This window comes from Sphingobacterium nematocida, assembly GCF_900168125.1.
Taxonomy (GTDB): domain Bacteria; phylum Bacteroidota; class Bacteroidia; order Sphingobacteriales; family Sphingobacteriaceae; genus Sphingobacterium; species Sphingobacterium nematocida.
This window is the reverse complement of the sequence record NZ_FUZF01000004.1, coordinates 195,936-220,786: the sequence shown is the minus strand read 5'-3', so window position 1 is coordinate 220,786 and position 24,851 is coordinate 195,936. Positions and strand designations below refer to the sequence as shown.

Below are 24,851 nucleotides of genomic sequence, written 5' to 3'. Positions count from 1 at the left end.
TTTTTTTGAACAAACTTTTTCTGTTTCCGACCGTTCTATAGATGTAACAACTGATAGAGAAAATGGATAAATTAAAGAAATTTGAGTTGATGGAAAAAATCACACGCGAGCTGGAAGATGTGCGTAATAGCCAACAAGCGGTATTGGAAAAGATAGGAAAAATCGAGGTGGACAACATTGAACTGGGTGACAATTTAATAGAGTCCAAGATGCCTGATATCTATCAACGCACTGCAGAGAATTCCGACGCTATACGTGAGATTTTGGACGCATTCCAACAAAAAACAGAAGAGTTTGGCGACAAAAATAATGTAGACAAACTCAAAGAACAGGACGCAATAAATAAATTAAAATAAGAAAAGAAGCGGGATCTGAAAATTCAGATCCCGCTTCTTTTACTGTTTAAAACATTGTTTCGGGGTTACCAAATAACAATACGTTTCTCCTTGGGGACATATAGCTTATCTCCCTCTTTGGTAGCCCATGCTTCATGAAATCCGTTAAGATTGATAATAGGTCCAAAAGCACGGTATTGCGCAGGTGAATGTGGGTCGGTCTTTACTTGATTCACCACAAATTCATCTGTCGTTTTTGTACGCCAAATCGTAGCCCATGACAAAAAGAAACGTTGCTCTGGTGTAAATCCATCAATTTTACCAGGGTTTCCTTTATCTTTAAGATACATCTTCATCGCATCAAAAGCCACAGAAGATCCACCAAGATCCCCAATATTTTCGCCTAATGTAAATCGGCCATTGACAAACACCCCCGGTACGGGCTCGTACGATTCGAACTGCGCTACTAATGCGTTTGCTGCAGCATCAAACTTTGCTTTATCTTCTTTTGTCCACCAATTGTTCAGGTTTCCATTTCCGTCATACTGTGAACCCGAGTCATCAAATCCATGCGACAACTCGTGCCCGATAACAGCACCAATACCACCGAAATTAACTGCGGCATCTGCCTTATAATCATAGAAAGGGGGCTGTAAGATTGCCGCAGGAAATACAATCTCGTTGTACAATGGGCTATAATATGCATTTACAGTCTGCGGGCTCATCCCCCACTCTGTTTTATCCACAGGTTTACCCTGTTTTGCTAGGTTTTGTTCAAAAGCCCAAATATGTATATTACGTATATTGTCTGCCAAAGAACTGTTAACAGCTAATTTTGAGTAATCTTTCCATTTATCTGGATATCCAATCTTCACATTAAATTTAGACAATTTTTCTACGGCTTTCACTTTGGTAACCGGAGACATCCAGGTTAGGTCATTGATATGTTGCTCAAAAGATTTCACCAAATAACCGACAAGCTCCTCGCAAGCCGCTTTAGCATCTTCTGGGAAATTTTCTTTGACATAAAGTTTACCTAACAGTTCGCCTACGTTTTCGTTAACAAATTCTAGTCCTCTTTTATCCAATGCACGTTGTTCCTTTTGTCCTTTTAGCTTTTGTCCAAAGAAGGTAAAAGCTAACTCGTCCAATTCCTGAGTCAAATAAGAGGTACCGTCGTTCATTACATGAAACTTTAGATATTCCTTAATAACAGGAATATTCTTCTCGTTCACGATTTTATCTAAATTTTTAAAATAGTTGAGCTCTCCTATAATAACCGTATCTGCCTTAAAGCCCATACCTGTTAAATACTGTGCTACATCTACATTTTTCACCAATTTACCAAGATCTTTTACAGCAACAGGATTATATCTTTTCTGTGCATCCCGCGACTCTTCAATTGTCTTCAAGTAAGAAGCGATAGACTTTTCAAAAGCTACAACTTTTGGCCCTTTCAGATCGCGTGTGCGCTGACCAACCTTTGCATACAATGTGGATATATAGTCAGAATAGTCTCCCAATGTTTTGGTATTATTGTCATCCACCTTCTGGTAATATGAACGCCCTAATCCAAGACTGCCTCCTGCAAGATAGACAGCATTCATACTGGAGTTTTTCATGTGAGCTCCCACATATCCTCCGTAGAAAGGATTCCCCCCCTCGCGACCATACGCGACAAAATAGGATGTAAGATCCTTTAAGTTTTTAATCGCATCAATTTTGTTAAGCTGCTCCTGAATAGGTTCTACACCAAGTTTATTTCTGGTATCAAAGTCAACAAACGACCTATAGAGGTCTGCGATTTTCTGACCGTCAGAACCTTTAGTAAAGTTAGTTTGTAACGATGCTTTTAGGATCTTTAATGCAGCTATATCTGTATTTTCACGTAACTCATCGAAAGAGCCCCACCTAGCTTTGTCTGAGGGAATTTCGACAGACTTCATCCAGTTTCCATTTACATAATTATAAAAATCATCTTGTGGGCGTACCCCCTGGTCCATGAGGGAGAGATTAATAGCTTGGTGCTGCTGTGCAAAAGCTACTGTAGCACCGGTTAAAGCGGCTGTAAGTACAATTACTTTTTTCATTGATTTTTTTATTTATTAGCGTTGCTGAAACCATCGCAGATTTTAGGATTGTACTTATTTTCAAAAAGTGTTCTTGAACGCAATCGATAATATCAAATTCTGTTCATTACATTTGCATATAGTACGATTGCAATGGATTCATACATCTACAAACATAGCAAATCATCACTAGATTATAAGGTAACGATTTTATAATGTACATAGAAATTGAGGGTAAAACCTACTATATCAGCATACGCGATAGCGAAACAGGTGTTTCAATAATAGGACAAAAAGGGGATGTTATACAGCTTGCAGTATCGGCACGTTTATCCCAAGATGAACTAATCGCTTACCTCAAAAGCAAAAACCTGAACAAATGGATTAAAAAAGAAGAATCCGTAGTGGATACGGTCGCGTCTATCCGGTTGTTTGATAGTTCTTTTGCATTAATAATCGATCAAGGATTGCAGCATCCTTATATCAAAGGTAAATCAATCTACACATCAAAAAAAAATATAACAAAATCTGCCCTTGACAGATTACTTGAAACACTTTTACTTCAAGAGATTAAACAACTTGTTGGTTTTTGGGAAGAGATATTAGATAGTTTGATAAATATCATTCAGCTTCGAAAGTTAAAATCAAATTACTACACAGCCGACACTACAAATAGACGGTTAACCTTTGAAAAAAACTTAGTCCATAAATCCAAAGAGTTCATCGCTTACCTCTGTGCCCTCGCTGTCTTTGACTGTTTGGGTATTGAAGATTCACGAAGAGAACTATTGGGAGGAAAACATGTTAAAGACTGGAAACACCATCAACGAGTTTTTAAACATGAACAAGAAGTACCGTAGGTCGCTTTAATAAAAAAAGAGGTGCATGTTTGCACCTCTTTTTTTATTGATCATTCTTATTTCGATTGTTCTTCAGGCAATAAAATAAACTTGAAAAGACGATCCGATTTTAGATACTTCTCCGCTACTTCTTTAACCGACTGAACTGAAACCTTGCTCAATTCGTCCAGATAACGAAGAATATATGTTGGATCTTCATTATTTTGGTAGGCATTAGAAATCTGTCCCATCCAAAAACCATTCTCCTTCAACTGTAGCTCTAGCTGACGTTTTTGTTCGATTACAAATTTATCGAGATCAGTTTGCTTCGGACCGTTTGTTTTTATCTTGTTAACTTCATCTATCGCCGAATTGATCAATGACTCGTATTTGTCTACGCTAGTACCAAATCCGATGCTAAAACTGTAGCGCCCTTTTGGATATTTAGAGGACGATCCCCTGGCTCCTGTCCCGTATACGCCACTTTCATCTTCGCGAAGACGCTCCAATAACGTAATGGATAAAATACTCTCCAAGGCATCAAAGTTCATATTCTCCTTCTCAGAGTATGCATAGTCTCCATAGTATGACATTTGAACTTGTGCTTTGGCTTCTTTTCCTTTACGAACGACTTTTTCCACACCTTTTACCGGCTCTACTATCCCCAAGTCTTTGGCTGATTCTTTTCTTCCTAGATTTGGTAATGCGGCTAGATACTGCTCCAAGTAAGGTTTGATTTCGTCTTCCGTGAATGAACCTACAACCGTAAATGTAAAATCAGATGCATCTGCAAAACGTTCTTTGAAGATTTCTAAAGCCCGCTTTTGATTGATAGTCTTGATTTGTTCTGGAGAAGGGATAGTTCGACGAACATTGTCCTGATACAAAGTTCTTGTCATGACATCAGAGAATACAAAGTTAGGATCATCTTCTCTATTTTGCATGGAAGAAAGTGTACGTGCCATTCCACTTTGAAACACGTCATCATCCAATCTTGGCTCCGTGAAATATCCATAAATCATCTCGAAGGCGGTTTTCAACCCTTCTTTATCAGATGATCCAGATAGGCCTTCGGAACGCTCTCCTAAATAAGGAGAGATATTTACGTTCTTTCCTGTTAAGTATTTCCTCAGTTCGATTGCATTTAATTGTCCGACTCCAGAACCATTTACAAAAGCAGCTGCATTAGAAGCCGTCAGATATTCTGCATCGGAGTATAATGAAGTTCCCCCTGGGCTGAATGCTGAAATTAAAATTTGATCATTTTTGAATGTTGTGGGTTTCAATAAAACCTTTACTCCATTACTCAAAATAAGTTCTTTAGTTTGAATCTCAGCTATTTCTTTTGTTGATTTTACACTTCCTTTTACTGGTTGTTTGGCTAGTAAGGGAAGCTCTGAAACTTTATCTTCGTAAGCTGTCAAGTTCTCTTTATCCACTTCCGCCAGCCAAGCATTAACTTGTGCTTCTTGAGGAAGCGTCGCTTTATCTTTCTCTGGTCCAAGAATAATAATATCCCGATTATTATCTACATAAAAACGTTTCCCTATTGCTTCAACTTCTTTTAATGTCAACGTTGGTAACAATTGTTTGGTAATCTGATAACGATCTTCATTACTCAAAGCTGGTGCGTCATTCAGGAAATGTTGTAAATAAGTGCTCACGTAACCATCCGACTTTTTCTTATCGCGCTCCCTATATACGGTTTCATTACTTTTTGCGAAAGCGGATACAGTTCTTTTAAACTCAGACTCTGTAAATCCGAATTTCTGAAAACGATCCAATTCGCGAACGGTCGCCTTAAGACCTTCTTCAAACATACCTGGTTTCGCGACAAAAGAAATAGAAAGATTATCTAAGCCTCCAAAAAGGGAACTAATATTTATACCTGATTGGATAAATGGCGGATTAGGCTGCTGACTGATCTCGCGTAAGCGTGCACTGATCATTTGATTAAAGATATTTTTCATCAATGACACTCTATAATCGCCTACAGTATTCACCTTTTCTTCAGGGTGTTTGATTATTATCTGACCAACTGTAGATGGCATCTCAGCATCTGTAACTACCAAGAACTGGTTTTTGTTTAATAACTTAACAGCATGTTCGGTACGCTTTTCGGGATTTTTAGGTGTCTTCATATCCGAAAAAAGTCGAATAACTTCTTTCTCGATCTGAGCCACATCAATATCACCCACAATAATAATTGATTGTAAATCTGGCCTATACCATTTGACATGAAAATCACGGATTAGGTCTGGCTTAAAGCCCATCACTACTTCTTCAGTTCCTATTGGCAAACGATTAGCGTATAAAGACCCATTTAGTAATACCGGCAAAAACTTGTCCTGCATCCGCTGAGAAGCCCCTCTACTTCCGCGCATTTCTTCCATGATAATACCACGCTCTTTATCGATTTCATCGGTAACCAACAAAGCATCTTGTGCCCAATCACGCATCACCTGCAATCCATTCTTCAATAATTCGGGATCATCTGAAGGTATAGGTAATTGGTAAACGGTCTCTTCAAAGCCGGTATAGGCATTTAGATCAGATCCAAAACGTACACCTGCTTTCTGTAAATAATTAACAAGATCATTTTTTGGAAAATGCTTTAAGCCATTGAAATTCATGTGCTCAAGAAAATGAGCTAATCCGCGCTCTTCTTCTTTCTCTAAGATAGAACCTACTTTTACTCCTAAATACATAGTAACACGCTTTTCTGGCTCTACGTTTTTACGGATATAGTACTTAAATCCGTTTTTCAACTGACCAACAGTAACATCCTTATCAAAAGGCAATTTATTTTGCCAATTTAAAGTATCTTGCGCTAAGATAAGCTTAGCATCTTTTGTTAATGTTGAAATATGTGACGGAGATGCATCAACAGATGCGAAAGTAGCAGGTAATAAAAATGCTACAGCTAAAGGCTTTAAGAATCTCATTAATTTAACATTGTTTTAATTTAATGCCAAATTACCATTAAAAATTTAGTATACATATTAAACAATAATAATATTACAATATTTAATTTTGTCTATGGATTGGTCTACTACATTTAAAGATTTTAAAAGATATTTGGAATTCGAAAGAAATCTCTCTGAAAATTCAATATCTGCCTACTTGAATGACGTTCAGAAGCTAAGAGTGTACTGTGAAGATCAACAACTCGATCTGTACTCACTTTCACCACAGGATGTGCAAGATTTTCTAAAATGGATGAATACATTTTCCATATCAACTTTTACACAAGCTAGACTTCTTTCGGGACTCAAAGCCTACTTCAACTTTCTAGAACTAGAACACGACTTGGAAAACAATCCTGTCGAGCTGATCGAGGCGCCTCGCCTAGTCCGAAAAATACCTGATGTATTACATCTTGAAGAAATCGATGCATTGATTAGTGCAATAGATCTGTCTAGCCCGGAAGGAGCTAGAAACAAAGCTATCCTAGAAGTGCTCTACGGTTGCGGCCTTCGCGTATCTGAATTGATTGGGTTAAAGATCTCGAACCTTTTCCTAGATATTGAATTCATTAAAGTAGAAGGTAAGGGCAACAAAGAACGTTTGGTACCCATTGGTAATCAAGCCATAAAATACTTAAAAATTTATCTGGAGGAAATTCGAAGTCAACAGAAAATAAAACTCGGACATGAAGATTATGTGTTTCTGAATCGTAGAGGCGCAGCGCTCTCGCGCGTGATGATATTTATCATCATAAAAGATCTTGCGGCTCAAATCGGCTTAAAAAAACAAATCAGTCCACACACATTTCGTCATAGCTTCGCCTCGCATCTGGTGGAAGGAGGTGCTGATCTACGTGCAGTACAAGACATGCTGGGACATGAAAGCATCACTACAACAGAGATTTATGCACACATAGACAAAGAATATCTACAGTCTGTCATAACACAGTTTCATCCGAGATCATAAGTTGATGCAACAATGTGTATTTTAATTTGCAACTTTGATGCAATTGAGATATCTTTGTAGCACATGCAACTCATCGTAAAAACAACTTCCTTATTACTGACCATAATCCACTTGTGGGTGTCGGGTAGTTTGCTTTTACATAAACATACGGAATGCGATAGCAAAGATGTGGAGAACTGTCATCATCATGACGGGCTCAATAACCAAGATGAATGTGCAATCTGTTATTACATTCACCTTCCTAATTCCATCTCACATAGCTTTAATTTCCAACTAAGCTACATACCTTCGTTTTTCTACATACCGTATGATATTTCTATCGATTCCATATTAGTAGACATTATTCGCCTTTTAATCTCCAATAAAGGTCCCCCAATTAAGTAAGTTCCCTTTGCCTGCAATTTATTGCTAAGCAACTTTTTTTAACAGATTACCATTAAATGAGGCTATAGCTATAGCCCGAAGGGTGCTTTTATCGAAAAATATGATCTATGAGAGGTATTATACTTCTAATTCTACAAGGAATTCTATACTTGAATACACTTGCCTGGGCGCAAGATTGTCAATTGACTATTCGCATTCAATTAACCGATGCGGAAAACGGTCATAAAATTTCGGATGCTCAGGTATTTCTGAATAATCAATCTGTCGATGTAAAAGATGAGAATATATATATATTTAAACGGGCTTGTAGGGGCAGTTCCTCACTATCCTTCTATCATAAATCGTATACGAAAGAAAAGATAACTCTTAAATTAAATCAAGATACTACATTCGTAGTGCCTCTAAATCGAATTGCACAACAGCTTGATGAGGTAACTGTAACCGCTACTGCAAATGATGCAGATTCGAGAAGTTCGGTTACACTGAACAAACAACAACGAACTGAAAGTCAAGGAAAAAATCTAGCAGATGTCCTGAGTGACATTGCTGGCATCAGTGTGCTCAAAACAGGTGCTAACAATGGAAAGCCTGTCATAAACGGCTTATTTGGGAATAGACTCGTTTTATTAAATCAGGGGGTACGACACGAAAGCCAGCAATGGGGTACAGATCATGCACCAGAAATAGATCCTTTTTCGGCAGAAGAAATCAGTATTATCAAAAATGCTGACGCAGTGCGCTTTGGCCCTGATGCGCTAGGGGGAATTGTCAAGTTATCCGCAACTCCCATCAATTCAGACAAGCAGGCATTAAGCAACACCTCTATTATTCTAAACAGCAACGGTAGAGGTATCCTCGTGAACAGTAAACTAGAAGGCACTATAAATAAACTGTCTTACCGTGTTGGCGTAACAACGAGCAATCATGGCAATAGGGAATCTGCATTATACTATCTCGGTAATACAGGCAACAAAGAGATCAATGGGAATATTTATGTGGGCTATCAATTAGGCAAAAATATAATCAATATCTACTTCAGTCATTTTGGGAACACACTGGGGGTATTCCAAGGCGCGCATATCGGTTCAAAAGAAGATATATTAGCTCGGATCGCTAACGGGAAACCATTTGAAGAGTACGACTTTACCTATAAAATAGAGGCACCAAAGCAACGTGTAACTCATCAACTTGGGAAAGTAGAGTATCTACACCATTTAACCGGTAATAGTACAATAGAAGCTCAATACAGTGTACAACGTAATCATAGAAGAGAATTTGATCTCCGTCGCGTCTCGGAGAATGATGTACCGATGGCTGATATTATCTTAAATACACAGCAGCTCGAGATTGTTTATAGCCGCCCACTGATCACTGCAGGTATTTCGGGTAGTATGCAATTGAACAACAATGTGCCCGGTACAGGTTCAACACCTATTATACCCAACTTTGAAAATCATGGTTTTGGTTCCTTTTTCAGCTTGAAGATACCCGTAAAGAGCGCTATCATAGAAACAGGTATACGTTATGACTACAAGTATTTTGATGCCGCAGGCTATCGCTATAACTACCAAGAAGTCAATCAAGATGGTTCGATTCCGCAATACCTCATGACTGACCGTAAGGAATTTCATAACATATCTGGCATAACCGGCATCAGCCATCGTCTTAATTCCGTATTTACGTGGAAAAGTAATCTTGGTTTAGCGTGGCGTGCTCCCTCCGCAAATGAACTATACAGCGATGGAATACACCATGGCACAGGAACATATGAAGTTGGAAATAGAAATCTAAAAAGTGAGAGGGGATTAAAATGGGTCAACTCACTTTTAGTTCAGAAAGGAGTAATCAACGGTAATATCGATGTATTTGCACAAATCATTGACAACTACATCTACAGTCAACCGGTGCCAGATTCAACGAGACAGACAATCCGAGGAACCTTTCCTCTTTTTCAATACAGACAAGATCGCGCTTTGTTTTATGGTGCAGACCTTGCCTTAACTATGGAAATGAAGCAAAACTTACACTATGGTTTTAACTTAGCAATTGTTAAGGCGCAGAATATTACAAAAGATGAATTCTTACCCAATATTCCCGCTGCCAGACTGCAACATTCGTTAGCTTATCATATCAATACAAAAGGAACCCAAAATTACATCAAGATAAAACATCATTTTCAGGCAAAGCAGAATCGCTATGAACCCAACTCTGATTTTGCCTCACCTCCCCCTTCCTATCATCTCTTTGATGCCATTCTAGCTTCTTCCATAAGTCTGGAAAAGCAAAGAAAAGCTCAAATACAAGTAGGTGTAGAAAACATATTTAATAAGGCGTATAAAGACTATATGGATAGATTTAGATATTATGCCCATGCCTTAGGGCGCAATGTTTCGATAAAAATCAACTTTACATTTTAAAAAACACCATAATGAAAAAATATATAACACTACTATTGATTTCAATTTTCACTTTTTCATCCTGTAAGAAAGATGAACCTATCGCTGAAGTAGATCAAGAAGAAGTTGGATCTGCAGAGATCTCTTTTACTGAAGTAGAGGGGGAAGCTCATGGCGACCACTATCATTATAAAGAGATTCAAAGTCCAGAAGTAGAAACGATAAAATTTTCGGGTACCCCTATGCTCCCTCCAGCAGGAGAACATATACATCTGGAAGTTGGAAAATCTTACCGATTCAACGTAAAAATAAAAGACTTTGCTGGAAGAGAAACTCAACAATCCTTTGTGGAAAAAGACAATCAGCATTTTGCCTTCATTCTAGGTATACCGACTGAGACTGCATTTGTCACTTATAGTGATAAAAAGAGCGACGAAACCAAAGTGAAGGTTGGTGTGCAAGGCTACCTTACTGTATTAAAGGAAGCGACAACTTTCAATACCCGGTATATCATGCGCCATCTCAACCCTGGAGTAAAAGAGAAAATAAATCCGAAAACAGATTGGAACAATAACAACTTTACTTCTTTTACTGGAGCGAATGATCTAGATCTTAAGTTCCAGCTTCACTTTACAACAGAAGAACATGGTCATTAATTAAAACAAAAAGCCGCTTCGATAATTGAAGCGGCTTTTTTGTTTTAAGTGTCCTCGGCGGGGGTCGAACCCACATCTTCAGAACCGGAATCTGAAATTCTATCCATTGAACTACGAAGACAGTCCCGCAAAAATATAACTTTTATATGAAACTAAAACTTTTTTTATAAAACAATATTAAAAGTCCAAACAAAGCATTGGAAAGCAGAAAATTATAGATTTAAATACTTTTAAAAAATTAGGTAATCGTTCCTATTTCTATAGGAAAATGAAAAAGCCTGAGAGAATCAGGCGATTTCCCAGGCTTTAAATATTAACCTCTAGACGAGGCAATCAACCTAAACCTAAGCAAAGGTAATATATATTTTGCTACCACTCCAAACATTTTTGAAACATAAAACACCCGACCACAATAAACAACTGATAGTCAGGTAAATAATTTCTAAAAAATCATTTAAAGAGTAAAAATTCTATTCTTCTCTAAAAATCGATTAACACCGTAAAGTTAGTGTATCATATACACATATCAAAGTAAATTCAATTTTAATTATTGTGCCGTTGATGATCTCATATAATCACAGCTTACCTCCTCCCCATAGAACGATTGGATATGCGTTCAAATTTGACTATTTTTGTTGAAACATCTTTTTAACGCTATGTTCACAGGTATTATCGAAACATTAGGAACTGTCACAAAAATTGAACGGGAACAGACAAACATGCATTTATACATTCAGTCTAGTTTATCTCCAGAGTTGAAAATTGATCAGAGTGTTTCTCATAATGGTGTATGCCTGACTGTTGTCGAGATCAACGGCGAAATCCATAAGGTTACAGCCATTGAGGAAACTCTACAAAAGACTAATCTGAGTGACCTACAAGAGGGGCAATCTGTCAATATCGAGCGCTGCACGGTAGCAAATGGTCGATTTGACGGACATATTGTGCAAGGTCACGTAGACCAGACTGCACGATGTATCTCAAAGGAAGACCATGACGGAAGTTGGCTATTCACCTTTCAATATGACCCAAGTCTCCATAATATAACTGTTGAAAAAGGCTCTATATCCGTAAATGGGATAAGTCTTACGGTTGTAAACTCTCAGGATGATCGTTTTTCAGTAGCTATTATTCCGTACACAATAGACCATACAAATCTAAAACATGTCAATATCGGGACACGTGTTAATCTGGAATTTGATATTATCGGGAAATATATCGCAAAAATAATGGCTCTTAAAAACTAAGAGCCATTATTTTATACTATTCTAGGTAAGTCCCTTGGCGCATCAAAAGTGCCCTATATTTATTAAAGACCGCCGCCTTAGAAATAAAACCTAAATACCTATCCTGGCTATCGACGACTGGAAGTATCCAAACATCCTCTTTATTCATCTTTTGCATCACCCGTTCCATATCCTCATCTTCTTTGATGATATCTGTCGGCTTCTGTGCGAGTGAAGCGAACGTCCTCCCTGCCCCTTCTTCTTCACCGAGCAGAATAGAAAAGAGCTTCTCGCTATACAAAATCCCTAAGAGCTTTCGATCTGCATCAACCACTGGAAAAATATTTCTTTTGGAATGAATAATATCACTCTTTCGTTCCATAGGTGTCTCCTCGGGACGGAGGAGCACAAAATTCTGTTCGATAACATACCGAAGCTTCATCATACTCAACACCGTTCTATCTTTGTCCTCATACGAAATCAGATCTCCGGACTCTGCAAGCACCTTGGTATATATAGAATGCTTCATCAATGTCCGATTGATCAGATAAGAAATAGAAGCAACAATCATCAGTGGTACCATTAAAGCATAGCCTCCCGTGATTTCAGCAATCAAAAAGATACCAGTCAAGGGAGCATGCATAATACCACTTAGAGCCCCAGCCATACCTGCCATGACAAAATTCGGCACATTCAACTCAATAATACCAGTAAGATTAACACCGTATGCGAAAGCGAAGCCCAAGAGTCCACCCATCACCAAACTCGGTCCGAAAACCCCTCCATTGCCCCCGCCACTAATTGTAAACAAAGAAGCTAAAGACTTGGCGAATAGCGTAAGGACTGTATAACAAACAACGACCCATCCAAGATTCCTGTAATCGGAGAATAAACTATTTTTGACGATAGCGTCAAATTGTCCATCCAGAATTTGCTGTATTGTGAGATAACCCTCACCATACAGTGCGGGAAAAACCAATATCAATACCCCCAACGAAATTCCACTGCTCCAGACCTTATTATAGGGATTCTGTATCTTTGCAAACCAATCTTTAACCGCCTGACTTAATTTCGAAAAATAAACAGTAAACAGACCGATTAAAATCGCAAGCAGAAAGTAGAAAAATAATGCGCCAACTTCCCAATCTGTAAGTGCGGTATGGAAAAGAGGCTCGCTATATAAGAGTCTCGAAACCACAGCTGCCAAGGCAGAAGAAATCAACAATGGGATAAAGGCCGGGATAGAAAACTCGGGGAGTAATATCTCAATAGCAAAAATCATTCCTGCAATAGGACTATTAAAAGCGCCTGAAATACCTGCAGCTGCACCACAGGCTAATAACATCGTAACTTCTCGATAACTGAGGCCAAAGAATCTGCCTATATTAGAACCAATGGCTGAACCACTGTAGGCAATTGGTGCTTCTAAACCACAAGATCCACCGAATCCAACAGTTATAGCGCTAGTTACAATCTGAGAATACACATTATGTACCTCGATACGACTTGATTTTCTTGATATAGAATAGATAATCGGTGTAATACCATGTTCGAATTTCTTTCCCTTCAGAAATTTGCGTACATACAAAACACTCAACAATATACCTATTAATGGAAAAACGAGATAAACTGAATACTTAATATGCCACTCTACATCATCCTGGAGAGCTGATGCAATAAAATGCGTCATCCCCTTAAGTAACGCAGCCGCTAAGCCTCCGATTAACCCGACTAAAAAAGCAAGCAAAACCAGAAAGTTTCGATTTGAAACCCGCTGCATACGCCACTTATTAATCTTATCCAATTTTTCCAGAAATCTACTTTTCATACTTTCCTTTTAGATGTTAAAACCGATTACATCCTTTTTCTTATTCGATTTAAAGCGTTCGGGTACTACATTCAGTATTTCATCCCGCAGTATATTAACCGCGAGCTTCTTTACGTAGTTATTTGTTGTCACTATACTTATTTCTCGTACCGGTTCTGGTGACTTGAAATAACGGACATGATTTAACTGATCTTCATCATAGCCTAATATACTCAACTCAGGTAGAATAGTCAACCCATCATTTATTTCTACCATTCTTTTCAGCGTATCTACACTTCCGGTATTGTACTCGAATGTACCTTCTCCTCCTTTATTATGTCTATAATTGCAAATATTAAGTACTTGCCCTCTCATACAGTGACCTTCATTTAACAACCACAACTTCTCCTGAGAGAGATCTTCGTATCCTAACATTTTTTTCTCAAAGACTTTACTCTTCTCGGAGACGTATGCTACAAAAGTTTCATAAAACAATGGTATCTCCAGAATGGCATTGTCTAACAGAGGGGTAGACAATACTCCACAATCTAAAGTACCAATCTTTAATTCCTGAATTATACGTTCCGTTGTATATTCCCAAACCTGCAGTTGTACTTTGGGGTATTTTTTCAAAAATGAACTAATCACCATCGGCATTAAATAAGGCGCTACTGTTGGAATAACTCCTATTCTAAATTCGCCTTCCAATTCTCCTTTTGATTCCTGTAAGATTTCATTAATCTTCTTACTCTCCATTAGAACAACACGAGCTTGCTTAATCAACTTACTCCCCACTTCCGTTGGAATCACGGGTTGCCTACTTCGATCAAAAATCTTTACACCGAGGGACTCTTCTAACTTTTGAATCTGCATACTCAACGTTGGTTGCGTAACAAAACATTTTTCTGCGGCAGCCACAAAACTACGATAAGTATCTACTGCAATAACATATTCCAATTGGACTAAGGTCATCTTATAAATTTTAACTATACAAAGATAGGAAATGAGGGATATAAAGTTAGGAATTTAGTATTTTTGAAAAAACGCAAAATTATCAAAAAGTGATTATATGAAATATTCATGTAGCAATGCCTACACAAATACGAATGACCGCACAGCAACATGCCTGTCATTTGAAATAAAAAACTAATTTGAATATTCCATATGATCATTAAACGAAAAACCGATCCGCCAGCTGGCGGATCATGAAATAACTTTATACATATGAAATATAACTTTAAGTCATCAATTTTATTAGCCGCTTTACTAGGGTTAGGAACATTTAATTTTTCGGCATCAATACCCGACGAAGGAATGTTTCCATTAAGTGACCTAAACAGGGCTGGATTAAAAAAGGCGGGACTCAAAATTAATGAAAGGGATATCTATAATCCGGGACAGATAGGTCTTGTGGACGCTTTGGTTCAAGTCTCTGGATGTTCTGGTTCTTTCGTATCCCCTAATGGCCTCATCGTGACCAATCACCATTGTGCATTCAGTGCGGTACAACTGGCATCAAGCCCCCAACACAATTATTTAGAGCATGGCTTTGTTGCGAACTCTCAAGAGCAGGAGATCGAAGCTAGAGGTCTTACTATACGTATAACAGAATCCTATGAAGATGTCTCATCCCAAATATTAAATGCTGTCGCTCAGGTTAATGATCCTGTAGAACGGATTAATATAATCAATAAAAAGCGTGCTGAGATCGCACAGGAAGCCGAACGTAAAGATGCTTCTATTAAAGCGGAGGTATCAGAAATGTTTATCGGTAAAAGCTATGTACTATTCCGCTATCGTACTATCGAAGACGTGCGATTAGTATATATTCCTCGTCAGGATATCGGAGAGTTTGGAGGAGAAACCGATAACTGGGTATGGCCTAGACATACGGGGGATTTTTCTTTCCTGAGAGCATATGTTGCTCCGGATGGTAAATCTGCGAAATATTCTAAAAGTAATGTACCTTATAAACCTAAAAAACACCTTAAAGTAAATCCTAAGGGGGTCAACGAAAATGATTTCGTATTTATCTTAGGTTATCCCGGGAAGACTTTCAGGCATAGACCCGCTCAATATATAGAATACCAACAACAGTTTTTACTGCCTTATACTTCTGAGCTTTATGATTTTCAAAATCAACAGATGTTGTTGGCTGGAAAAAATGACAAAACAACCGAACTTGCATTAGCCACACGAATAAAACGCAACGCTAATGTATTAAAAAACTATAGAGGAAAACTAAAAGGTCTACGTAATATCGACCTAATACAAAGCAAGAAACAAGAAGACCTCGCACTAAGTCAATTCATTGCATCTAAACCCGAACTAAAAGCGAAATATGCATCTCTGATGACTGACATTGATCAGCATTACCAACTGGTATTTAGCGATGCTGAGCGCGAGCTGTGGTTCAACAACCTCTACACAGGCATACGTTCACTTCAGATTGCATCTTTGGTAAACGACTTTAAGGACATGTTGGCTAAACAAGCTGGAAATTCTAGTAAACAACAGTTTTTCGAAAATAATATTGTTCGGTTTAAGCAACAATTAGACGGGATCTACGAAAGTTATAATAATAAAGCTGATCAACATATTGCAGGACACATGTTCGGACAAGCTTACCTGTTTAAGGATAAGAATCGTATCGTAGCTATTGCAGATAAAAGCTTTGCGAACCAAGAGCAAGCAAGTCAATATATCGAAAATGCTATTGTACAATCTAAAGTCAGCAATAAAGAAACCCTATACACACAGGTTCTGAAAGATATGAACAGTCTTTCTGCTTATAAAGATGAGTTGCTCGCTTTTCAGCAGAAGATAGAGAAAGAGATGGAACCATTTCGTCAAGAACAAAAGCGTCGTGAAGGTGTATTGAACAGACTCATGGGCGATTACGTCGCTGTAAAAGAGGTCTATCAATCGAAGAATTTCATCCCCGATGCAAACTCTACCTTGCGATTGACCTATGGTAACATCAAAGGTTATAGTCCCGCTGATGCAACTTATATGAAACCATTTACAACAGTGCAAGGTCTACTAGAAAAAGGAAACTCGGGGGATACTGAATTCCGCTATCCTGAAGCTATAAAACAGGCTTGGTTGAAGAAGAACTTTGGTGCCTACGGCAAATCTGATCTGAATGATGTCCCGGTAAATATTCTTTACAATATGGATACAACCGGTGGCAACTCTGGCTCTCCTATTATGAATGCTTATGGCGAATTAATCGGTGTAAATTTTGACCGTTCTTATGATGCAACAATCAATGACTTTGCTTGGAACGAGAGCTATAGCAGATCTATTGGTGTCGATATACGCTATGTATTGTGGATAGCTGACAAGATTGACAATGCGCAGTTCATCTTAAAGGAAATGGGGATTTAACATCTGCAACGGGGAACTTTAATTAATAAAGTTCCCTATCATATACCTTAAAGAAATGTAAGCATGAAAAATTTTATACCACTACTCCTGTTGGGATTGTTTTATACTACAGGATTGGCGCAAAGCAAAATATCAGTCTCGGAAGCATCCCAAATATTTGAAAAGAAAAAAAAGACCCAACTACTCGATGTACGTACTCAAAAAGAGTATTTAGATAAACACATCGCTAATTCTATAAATTTGGACTGGAATAAAAAAGCTGAATTTGAAGAGGGTATTACGGCTAAACTTAACAAGAAAGCTCCCGTATACGTGTATTGTCTATCAGGAGGTCGTAGTGCACAAGCCGCCAAGACTTTAGCCGACAGAGGGTTTACAGTGTATGAGATTGATGGTGGTCTACTAAAATGGGAAGCCGCGAGTCTACCCTTGGAAAAAGAGCAATTCGCAACTCCTAAGGGATTGACTTTAAAACAATTCAAAACAATTGCAAACGATAAGCAGATGGTTCTCGTTGACTTTTATGCAAGCTGGTGCGGGCCTTGTAAAGAGATGGAACCTTTCATCCAGGAAGTAGCTAAAAAATACGTAGGAAAAGTGAAAGTGGTAAAGATTGATGTTGATGAAAATAACACACTGATCAAACAATTGGGCATCACGAGTATCCCGGTTCTATTTCTATATAAAGACGGAAAGAGAATTTGGAAAAACATCGGGTTTGCAGATAAAAACACTATAGAGAAACAACTTAACTAATATATATGCAGACAACAACTCTTGTCCTTGGCGCTAGCTTCGGAATACTAGCTATTATACTAGGCGCATTCGGTGCTCATGCATTTAAAAAGCTTATAAGCGCAGACAGATTGGCTTCATTTGAAGTCGGTGTACGATACCAAATGTATAGTGCAATAACCCTGTTGATAATTGGCTATTCCTGTGATTTCAGTCTATATAGCCACCGCTTGGCGGTATATGGTATTACAAGCGGAACGGTTCTTTTCTCTTTCAGTATATACCTCTTATCTTTTACTGAGTATTGGAAGGTAAACTTACGTTTTCTAGGACCGATAACTCCATTAGGTGGATTATTAATGATTGTGGGTTGGGGTGCACTGTTAGCTTCCTTCTTGCAGTAGAATTGTATGTGTAATAAAAGAAGTCTGCAATTAAAAGGTCTTGCCTGGTACGATTGGCTAAAAATATGTGTTACAATAGCACTATTTACGGGCTTTACCTCGTCAGTCTTTTTATATGCACTCAACTATGTCACTAATCTTCGCGAATTACATAAAGAGCTTCTTTGGGGGCTCCCTTTTGCAGGAATAGTCATCGTATTCTTGTACAATCGTTACGGAGGCAAAGCTAGTAAGGGAAATAATTTGCTTTTTGAAGAATACTACAATCCTAAGGGCAATATACCTTTAATCATGGCGCCCCTCGTCGTCGTAGCCACTTTATTGACACACTTATTCGGCGGATCCGCCGGTCGTGAAGGTACTGCTGTACAATATGGAGGCACCTATGCCGATCAAATCGCTAAGCGCTTAAGACTAGATAAAACACAAACCCGAATTGCATTGATATGTGGAGTATCTGCTGGATTTGCCTCTCTATTCGGAACTCCACTCGCTGGAGCGGTCTTCTCTGTAGAGATGTTTCGCTGTGGAAAATTGAGATATTCTGCCTTTATTCCGACACTATTTACCGCTTATCTTTCTCATGGAATCAGCTTGTTGTTAAAAGCTCCGCACATGCACTACCCCTTCGTTAGGTTAGAATTCGGAGATATTAAATATCTATTATGGATTCTACTCTTTGCTATTCTGTCAGGATTTGTCGCCCGATTATTCACTTATACCGGAGAAACTTTCAACTTCCTATTAAAAAAAATAGATAGTCCTTATTTGCGCGTCCTATTCGGCGCTATAATCATTTTACTTCTCGTAGCGATAGTTGGCGATACTCGCCATATCGGTCTAGGTATGCCAACCATACTGGAATCCTTTGATAGACCGCAATCTGGGCTAGATTTTATTCTGAAGATATTGCTAACCTGTCTAACGCTGAATGCCGGTTTTAAAGGCGGGGAAGTAACGCCTTTGTTTTTTATCGGTGCTGTTTTCGCTAGCTTCATGTCAATTTATATTCCCCTCCCCTTATTACTGATTACGGCATTGGGGTTCGTTTCTGTATTTTCTGGTTGTACCAAAACACCTTTCGCCTGTGCAGTGATGGCAGCGGAATTATTTGGCGGTTATATATTTCCTTTTGCGCTAATCTGTACCCTAATTGCTGCGTTTACAGCTGGACGTACAGGGATATACCAAAGTCAAAAGAACAGAAAATTTAAGAATAAAACGGTTTCGTAGATTTTCAATTCTGACTTTTACAATAAAAGCACTTTCCAAGCCATAAAGACATCCCCCTTACTTAAATACTCGCGCGCTTTTAACTGTAAATGAGTGTCACGGGTACTTTCGTCGCCTATAAAAGCATTTGTAAGCTCTAACACCTCGGGCAGGTTTCGTATTATATCCACCTCTTGTTCGGAGGGTAACTTATCAATAGACGACAACCTATTCTTTTCGTCCTCACTTAGGATAACAGAATTCTTTACAAAAGAAGGCAAATCGTTATAATTCATCATTTAGAACGTGTGTTTAAATTAATGGAATAATTATCACCCATACAGGTCGTAGATTTACTGACTTTTCGGACAAAAATACCCTTTTCCAAAAGCATCTTGTCGACAATCACCGTATTACTGTTATCATCAACTGAAATATATCTGTCCTTTGCAGCATCCCATGTCTGTAAAGGATTGCCATTCGGTTCTGTCCAGCTGTATCTTTCTGTCTGATCTAGTATATCTTCAACCAAAGAGATGTTATACTTCTTGGTGCTTCGATCCCATTTTACTTTTACACCGGGGGCTACGCGAAGTGCTGATAAACATACAACATCGACAGCCGTACGTTTTGATCGTTTATTATTAAGCTCCACTTCCACATAATACTTACGATTTTCAAAAATCCGAGGGGTATGAAAAGTAGCCCCTTGACCTAAGAGCTCACCTCCCTCTTCTTTATCGTACCAACGATAAACCCCTGTAGGCACAATATCTTCAATATTTAATACCTGCGATGTACCATAACAAGTTTGCAAGGAATCCTTCCAAGTGATTTTTGGAGCAGTTATTTGCGAAACTTCATCCATCTCTATATTCCAACATTCCACATATACGGCTTTGCTTTTATAGGTTGGATTCCGCACCAGAGATGTGGTATCCTGAACTACTACCTCAAGAACATTTTTACCTAAACTCAAATGTCCTGGATCTATCAATACAAAAGGCCTCTCTGTGGCAATAAGAGTTTTGTTTAACAACCACTGTATTTTTAGCGTGTTAGGAAAAGGTAAAGCGAGTTCCACCCTATACTGCTGTATACTTCCTTTTTGGTTTATGGTATCTGAGATAGGCTCTTTAAGCAATATAGGAGAAGTCAATTCATGGATTTTCCGAACAAACTGCTCTTGGCAAACTTTACAAAACGGTGCTTTTAGCGTTTGCATCTTGCAAAACTCATGTGGTCTATACCAATTTGATTTTGAATCTTTATTGCCATACGAATAAACTCCTACCCCATCAATACCGATCCAATGTGACCAAACAACTTTGTCTGTATCGGCAATACGGGTACGATTGGGGCTTTCATAAGCGTATTGATTACCTGCCCAGTATTCATCTCCTAGCCCCGCGAAGGAATGTCCTATCTCATGAATAGCTATCTCATTGCTGGCCATATTTACCGTAGAGGTGGCATAAGTACCTCCAGACCCCCCGTAAAAAGGGGAGTTAACGAGAATTAAAACCATATCATGTTTCGGAACATGTGTTTCCAAAATATTGGAAATCAAACTCAAGTTTTGTGGAACTACCAAACGATGAATATTACCATTATCAAAGCTACTTCCAAAAATTGTTTTCGGATTGCTAACTGGCACCTTTGCATTCCGTAGAAACTGATTACTTTCTTTAACAGTTATGGTATGGTGTTCATCGGGACAATCTGCGGCGATGCAAGCGTGTATCGCTCCCGACTCTTCCGAAATAGTTCTAATAGCGTAAATATTAAAAAAAGACTCATAGCTACGCATCGGATCTGTCTTTAAAAAGAAAGAAACGAAGGTCTCCGCATCCTTACTAAACTTGTCCTGTTCGTCTTTGGTGTATCCATCTCCAAGAATGATAAAATTTACCATTTTTTGGTCTGGTCCTTGACGCCGTAAAGTATCTATCTTAAATTTTTCTTGAGCCAGAATAAAATTAACTGTAAAAAAGCCCAAAAAGACTAGCAAAGAAATTTTATTCATTTAACCTACTGTATCTTATCGATAATCTTATCCGCAAACTCACTCGTTTTTAACAATGTCGCATCCTCCATTAGATTATAAAAATCTACAGTCACGGTTTTATTTTGGATTACTTCGCTCAGCGCACGCTTAATATTTTCCGCGGCTTCATTCCACCCCATATACTCCAACATCATCACTCCACTCAAGATAACCGAAGAAGGATTCATAGAGTCGGTACCCGCAAACCTTGGTGCGGTACCATGGGTAGCTTCGAATATTGCATGACCTGTTTTGTAATTTATATTTGCGCCTGGTGCTATACCGATCCCTCCAACCATGGCGGCTAGAGCATCCGAAATATAATCTCCATTCAGATTTAGCGTAGCTATAACTGCGTAATCCTTGGGTGCCAACAAAATCTGCTGGAGAAAATTATCAGCTATAACATCCTTGATAATAATTTTACCCGCCTGCTCAGCTTCCATTTGCTCCACATTAGCCGCTTCTTGCCCACGACTAGCTTTTGTACGCTCCCACTGCCCCCAAGTATAGGTCTGTTGGCCAAACTCTTCTTCTGCCACCTCAAAGCCCCAAAGCTTGAAAGCCCCCTCGGTATACTTCATGATATTCCCCTTATGCACCAAAGCCACGGAAGGTAACTTATGTTCCAACGCATACCTGATTGCTGCTCGAATCAACCTTTTTGACCCTTCTTCAGAGACAAGCTTTACTCCGACTCCAGTCGTGTTGGAAAAATTATATTGTACACCCAAATTCTGATTTAGGTATTCCTGAAGCTCATTCGCCTCTTTACTTCCAGCAGCAAACTCTATCCCTGCATATATGTCTTCCGTATTTTCTCTAAAAACAACCATGTTTACATCCTGAGGACGTTTCACTGGAGAAGGTACTCCGGGATACCATGAAGTAGGTCGTAGACATACATACAAATCTAATTCCTTACGAAGTGCTACATTTAATGAACGGATACCTCCCCCAATTGGGGTTGTCAAGGGACCTTTAATTCCTACCAAATACTCCTTAAAAACAGCCAACGTTTCTTCAGGTAACCATTCACCTGTCAAATTAAACGATTTCTCTCCTGCCAACACTTCTTTCCAGACGATTTTTCGTTTACCCGCATAACTCCTTTTGACGGCTTCATCAAAAACGCGGACAGAAGCATTCCAAATATCCGGTCCTATTCCATCTCCAATGATAAAGGGTATAATGGGCTCATCAGGTACCATTAGACCTCTATTTGCATTCATTGTTATTTTCGCCTCCATAATTATATTCTTTATTATTTCTCCTTATTAAACATATTTCCTATTTCACGACTTATTTTTCTAAAAATAGGCGCTGTCTGAATATCTTCATATTCATCGATGTGCAAATCTGCCTGACGGCTTGGAAATAGAAGTATTAGATTTTGATTCTTATAATAACGACCTAATCTCCGGGCTAAACCATCCAACGAGTCGCGATACGAGACTTCTCCACTTCGGGAAGACACAAATACCAACAACGAGTCGACATTACTAAAAGTAGCTAAGCCATAAATATTGTCCCAATCTTCATAATTAGCGTAATGTAAAGGCACACTAGACTTAAGAAGCTCCTGAACCTCTTCTGTAGCGCCCTGTGTACGGGCATTACAAATAAAATTAACTGGCAAAGAAAGCTCTTGGGCCAACTTTAAAATCTTTTCCATCCAATATTCAAAGCCAAATTCTGACTCTGCTAATGGTGGAACGAATACAGTAATAGATTTATGCGAAATCAACGGTTTTTCTAATCGACACATAAACAACGTTGTGTCGGTGGAATTCAGTATACTTTCTGTCTTTTCACCAACAATTTTTTCGACAAATGAAACTGCACTAGGCCAGCCCATAATAATACAGTCAGCGAGTGAGTGTCTGGACATCCTAGCAATACCTGCTGCGATATTAAAATCAATTGTTGTCAATAACTCCACTTCTGTTTCTGAACCCGATGCATACTGTGCCATATTATCGAGATTTCTACGTGCATCCACTAGATTGCGCTCTGCACGTTCATTGTCAGGAACCACACTTAGTATACTCAATGGGTAATGTGACTTCTTTGATTTAATCAATGTCGCGAAATCTAATATCGGCTCCATCGTATTCAAATTAGCGATCGGAATCATTATCTGTTCTTCACCTTCTTCCACATGTTCGACATGCGCATCGTCTTGATGGCCTTCCATTACGACTTTTTTCGATGCACTCTCGGTAACCATCGATGCGATGATACAAGTCACAAGGATGAGAACAATAGTTCCATTTAACACGTTCTCGTCAATGATATTATTGCTATACCCAACCATAATTACAGCAAGAGTAGCTGCTGCATGGGCATTACTAAGTCCAAAAATTAGGTTTTTTTGATTTCCTGTATACTTAAACACTAACTGGGTAGCAGTAGCTGCCAAGTATTTACCGGACACTGCAACTACAGTCAATGTACCAGCTACGATTAGCGCCATTGGTCCTTTTGCCAATACACTGATATCCACAATCATCCCCACAGAAATTAAAAAGAAAGGAATAAAGATTGCGTTGCCTATGAATTCTATTCGATTCATTAATGCCGAAGAATGTGGAATTAACTTATTAAGGGCCAATCCTGCTACGAATGCTCCAATAATAGGCTCTAATCCTGCCATCTCTGCTAAAAAAGCAGCAAAAAAAACAACCGTGAGCACAAAAATATAATGTCCCGTTTTCTCGGATTGAATTTTTTCAAAAAACCACTTCGCTATCTTCGGAATAATCCCGAACATAATAAACAAAAAGACAGCAAAGGAAATCCCTAGGGTAACCCAAAACTCTTGGTTTATATTCCCCTGTGAGGCTCCTGTAATAACGGCAAGGATGATTAAAACTGCTGTATCGGTCAATATGGTACCACCGATAGTAATAGCGACGGCCTCATGTTTAGAAATACCATATCGATTAACAATAGGATAAGACACCAACGTATGTGTAGCAAACATACTAGCTATCAATATGCTCGGCAATATATCATAACCTAACAGGTAATAACAGACCGGAAAGCCTATAGCTATGGGTATGGCGAACGTAAAAAAACCAAACATAAGACTTTTATGTTTCGTCTTCTTAAACTCATTCATATCTAACTCTAATCCGGCAATAAACATGATATACAATAGACCTATTGTCGAAAAAAGATTTACGGCCGAACTTTTTTCTAACCAGTTGAGACCATGCGGACCGATAACTACCCCCGATAAAATCAGACCAATTATCCCCGGAACACGAATGGGTCGGAGTAAAATAGGAGCTAAAAGTATAATAAAAAGTACTAAAGAAAAAACGAGTACCGGATTGGTTAAAGGCGCTTCAAATGCTTCGGATAGGTGTTCAAAAATCTTACTACTCATATGTAAATTGAAAGTTCATTTAAC

At 38.6% G+C, this 24,851-nt stretch carries 18 protein-coding genes and 1 tRNA gene; 10 read left to right on the top strand and 9 right to left on the bottom strand.

Translation table 11 applies throughout. From position 1 onward, the window contains the following. The first annotated feature begins 62 nt into the window (after window positions 1-62). Complete coding sequence (locus B5X76_RS07395) at window positions 63-356, top strand: hypothetical protein (protein ID WP_079642471.1); 294 nt, start codon at window positions 63-65, stop codon at window positions 354-356. A 65-nt stretch (window positions 357-421) separates the two neighbouring features. Here the strand turns inward: B5X76_RS07395 and B5X76_RS07390 are convergent, their stop codons facing one another. Continuing rightward, the gene (locus tag B5X76_RS07390; protein ID WP_079642470.1) at window positions 422-2,425 is read right to left on the bottom strand and encodes a M13 family metallopeptidase; all 2,004 of its coding nucleotides are present in this window, start codon (window positions 2,423-2,425) and stop codon (window positions 422-424) included. Between the two features lie 194 nt (window positions 2,426-2,619). On the opposite strand from B5X76_RS07390, the gene B5X76_RS07385 reads away from it, so the two are divergent. Next, on the top strand, window positions 2,620-3,264 hold the full coding sequence (locus tag B5X76_RS07385; protein WP_079642469.1) for a YgjP-like metallopeptidase domain-containing protein: 645 nt from the start codon (window positions 2,620-2,622) through the stop codon (window positions 3,262-3,264). Between the two features lie 56 nt (window positions 3,265-3,320). Here B5X76_RS07385 and B5X76_RS07380 read toward each other — a convergent pair whose 3' ends face one another. Continuing rightward, entirely contained in the window at window positions 3,321-6,188 is a 2,868-nt protein-coding gene (locus B5X76_RS07380; protein ID WP_079642468.1) for a M16 family metallopeptidase, read from the bottom strand. A gap of 94 nt (window positions 6,189-6,282) precedes the next feature. Between B5X76_RS07380 and xerD the strand changes: the two genes are divergently transcribed. The 3 genes from xerD (at window position 6,283) to B5X76_RS07365 (ending at window position 10,612) form a co-directional block, all read left to right on the top strand. Next, window positions 6,283-7,176, top strand: a complete 894-nt coding sequence (gene xerD, locus B5X76_RS07375; RefSeq protein ID WP_079642467.1) for a site-specific tyrosine recombinase XerD — start codon at window positions 6,283-6,285, stop codon at window positions 7,174-7,176. Between the two features lie 491 nt (window positions 7,177-7,667). Next, the gene (locus B5X76_RS07370) at window positions 7,668-9,977 is read left to right on the top strand and encodes a TonB-dependent receptor (RefSeq protein WP_079642466.1); all 2,310 of its coding nucleotides are present in this window, start codon (window positions 7,668-7,670) and stop codon (window positions 9,975-9,977) included. 11 nt (window positions 9,978-9,988) lie between these two features. Beyond that, window positions 9,989-10,612, top strand: coding sequence for a hypothetical protein (locus B5X76_RS07365; protein ID WP_079642465.1), 624 nt, complete (start codon window positions 9,989-9,991; stop codon window positions 10,610-10,612). Window positions 10,613-10,661: 49 nt separating this feature from the next. Here the strand turns inward: B5X76_RS07365 and B5X76_RS07360 are convergent. Beyond that, window positions 10,662-10,733 (bottom strand) — tRNA-Arg (locus B5X76_RS07360). 535 nt (window positions 10,734-11,268) lie between these two features. On the opposite strand from B5X76_RS07360, the gene B5X76_RS07355 reads away from it, so the two are divergent. After that, on the top strand, window positions 11,269-11,859 hold the full coding sequence (locus B5X76_RS07355) for a riboflavin synthase (protein ID WP_079642464.1): 591 nt from the start codon (window positions 11,269-11,271) through the stop codon (window positions 11,857-11,859). Between the two features lie 16 nt (window positions 11,860-11,875). Here the strand turns inward: B5X76_RS07355 and B5X76_RS07350 are convergent, their stop codons facing one another. Both B5X76_RS07350 and B5X76_RS07345 read right to left on the bottom strand, forming a co-directional pair. After that, window positions 11,876-13,666 (bottom strand): chloride channel protein, encoded by a 1,791-nt coding sequence (locus tag B5X76_RS07350; protein WP_079642463.1) that lies wholly within the window; start codon window positions 13,664-13,666, stop codon window positions 11,876-11,878. Between the two features lie 9 nt (window positions 13,667-13,675). Beyond that, complete coding sequence (locus B5X76_RS07345; protein WP_079642462.1) at window positions 13,676-14,617, bottom strand: hydrogen peroxide-inducible genes activator; 942 nt, start codon at window positions 14,615-14,617, stop codon at window positions 13,676-13,678. A 252-nt stretch (window positions 14,618-14,869) separates the two neighbouring features. On the opposite strand from B5X76_RS07345, the gene B5X76_RS07340 reads away from it, so the two are divergent. From B5X76_RS07340 to B5X76_RS07325, 4 genes are all read left to right on the top strand, one after another. Beyond that, window positions 14,870-17,035 carry a S46 family peptidase gene (locus B5X76_RS07340; RefSeq protein ID WP_079642461.1) on the top strand — a complete coding sequence of 722 codons (2,166 nt, stop codon included), beginning with the start codon at window positions 14,870-14,872 and terminating at the stop codon, window positions 17,033-17,035. Window positions 17,036-17,098: 63 nt separating this feature from the next. Next, entirely contained in the window at window positions 17,099-17,791 is a 693-nt protein-coding gene (gene trxA, locus B5X76_RS07335; RefSeq protein WP_079642460.1) for a thioredoxin, read from the top strand. A 5-nt stretch (window positions 17,792-17,796) separates the two neighbouring features. Next, a complete protein-coding gene (locus B5X76_RS07330) occupies window positions 17,797-18,174 on the top strand; it encodes a DUF423 domain-containing protein (RefSeq protein ID WP_079642459.1) in 378 nt (125 codons plus the stop codon). Between the two features lie 6 nt (window positions 18,175-18,180). Beyond that, window positions 18,181-19,407: a chloride channel protein gene (locus tag B5X76_RS07325; RefSeq protein ID WP_079642458.1), complete on the top strand. Its 1,227-nt coding sequence runs from the start codon at window positions 18,181-18,183 to the stop codon at window positions 19,405-19,407. Window positions 19,408-19,424: 17 nt separating this feature from the next. Here B5X76_RS07325 and B5X76_RS07320 read toward each other — a convergent pair whose 3' ends face one another. Genes B5X76_RS07320 through B5X76_RS07305 form a run of 4 tightly spaced genes read right to left on the bottom strand, consistent with a single transcriptional unit; the run spans window position 19,425 to window position 24,827 of the window. Next, on the bottom strand, window positions 19,425-19,685 hold the full coding sequence (locus tag B5X76_RS07320) for a hypothetical protein (RefSeq protein WP_079642457.1): 261 nt from the start codon (window positions 19,683-19,685) through the stop codon (window positions 19,425-19,427). Continuing rightward, the gene (locus B5X76_RS07315) at window positions 19,682-21,412 is read right to left on the bottom strand and encodes a M64 family metallopeptidase (protein WP_079642456.1); all 1,731 of its coding nucleotides are present in this window, start codon (window positions 21,410-21,412) and stop codon (window positions 19,682-19,684) included. The genes B5X76_RS07320 and B5X76_RS07315 overlap by 4 nt, the downstream gene beginning before the upstream one ends. A 5-nt stretch (window positions 21,413-21,417) precedes the next feature. Then, window positions 21,418-22,683: an NADP-dependent isocitrate dehydrogenase gene (gene icd / locus B5X76_RS07310; RefSeq protein ID WP_079642455.1), complete on the bottom strand. Its 1,266-nt coding sequence runs from the start codon at window positions 22,681-22,683 to the stop codon at window positions 21,418-21,420. A 14-nt stretch (window positions 22,684-22,697) separates the two neighbouring features. Further along, entirely contained in the window at window positions 22,698-24,827 is a 2,130-nt protein-coding gene (locus tag B5X76_RS07305) for a cation:proton antiporter (protein ID WP_079642454.1), read from the bottom strand. Window positions 24,828-24,851 lie beyond the last annotated feature (24 nt).